General features: G+C 39.8%; 1 protein-coding gene. It reads right to left on the bottom strand.

Going from position 1 to position 1,222, the window contains the following annotated elements; genetic code table 11:
* A partial coding sequence (locus ACM0OZ_RS48910) for an asparagine synthetase B family protein (protein ID WP_414590170.1) occupies positions 1-1,222 on the bottom strand: 1,222 nt, incomplete at both ends.

The raw sequence follows: 1,222 nt of genomic DNA, 5'->3' as shown, positions 1-1,222 counted from the left end.
AGTTTGTTGCATACTGGGTGGAATTGCCGCCAAGTATTCTACCAGACGATGATCCAAAAAAGGAACGCGAGCTTCGATACCTTGACCAGAAGAGCTTCTATCTTCATGCCAGAGATTGTATTGTTGTAGTGTGAGAATACGCCGTAACATTTCTCGTTGAAAAGTAGTACACTCTGATGGTAAAGATATTGACTCCTCTGCCAACCAATCAAACAGATATGACCCATCTTTTAAGCTCGTCGGCTTTTTGAGTTCACTTAAGTTTTGCTCTGTTTTAGTCAAATGAGTGTTGAAACTATTCCAGTTTGATTGAGGAACGTCTTCTGGAGTTGAATAACCTCCGGCAAATTCATCAGAACCCTGTCCTAACAAAATCACCTTCAACTCAGGTATTAGGGTTTTGACATAGCGGTGAAGCTCAGACTTTAACATGAATTCTATATGAAATACCGGGGCATCTATTAACCAAATCAAATATTCAAATTTTTCTAAAGAAAAATTGATGTTTTCTATAATGTTCTCTGGGTCAAACCAAACTGGATGAAAGGGTAAGTTGAGATAATCACACAAGTCCCGCGCGGCTTGGGCATCTCCAACCTCTAAAGAAAAATCAGATACAATTGTAAAACAATGTAAATCTTTTTTGTATTGACTTGCGGCTGCAACAATTGCACTCGAATCAAGACCACCGCTCAAAAAAGCTCCCACAGGTACATCACTCATCAGTTGCTTTTTCACACTGTCAACAAACAGTTCGCGGTATTCTGTAATGTAATCTTGGAGTGGACGATGGTCTTGTTCGCTTTCAGTTGCGAAATAGTGACTCAATTCCCAATAGCTGTTTACATCAAAAGTCGCCTGTTGAGCGTTGTAGGTTAAATAGTGTCCGCCTGGTAATCTTTTGATTCTTTTAACATAGGATGTAGATGCACTTAAATTTGTTTTATCCTGCCATTGGGGTACGTTAGGAGCATCAGGATGTACTAACAACGATGTTAATGTGGAGCCAAATATAAATTGTGATCCAACTTGACAATAGTACAACGGTTTAATGCCTAGGCGATCGCGTGCCAAAAATAATTCTTGCTTTTGGGTATCCCAAATAGCGAGTGCAAACATACCATTTAAGGCGTGAAGTGCTTCTATACCGCGTTCAGCATATAAGTGCAAAACCACTTCCGCATCGGAATGAGTTTGAAAACGATATTTGGACTCCAATTGT

This window comes from Scytonema sp. PCC 10023, assembly GCF_963920835.1.
GTDB lineage: Bacteria > Cyanobacteriota > Cyanobacteriia > Cyanobacteriales > Nostocaceae > Kalymmatonema.
The sequence above is the reverse complement of the archived record's forward strand: the minus strand, read 5'-3'. Positions and strand labels throughout refer to the sequence as shown.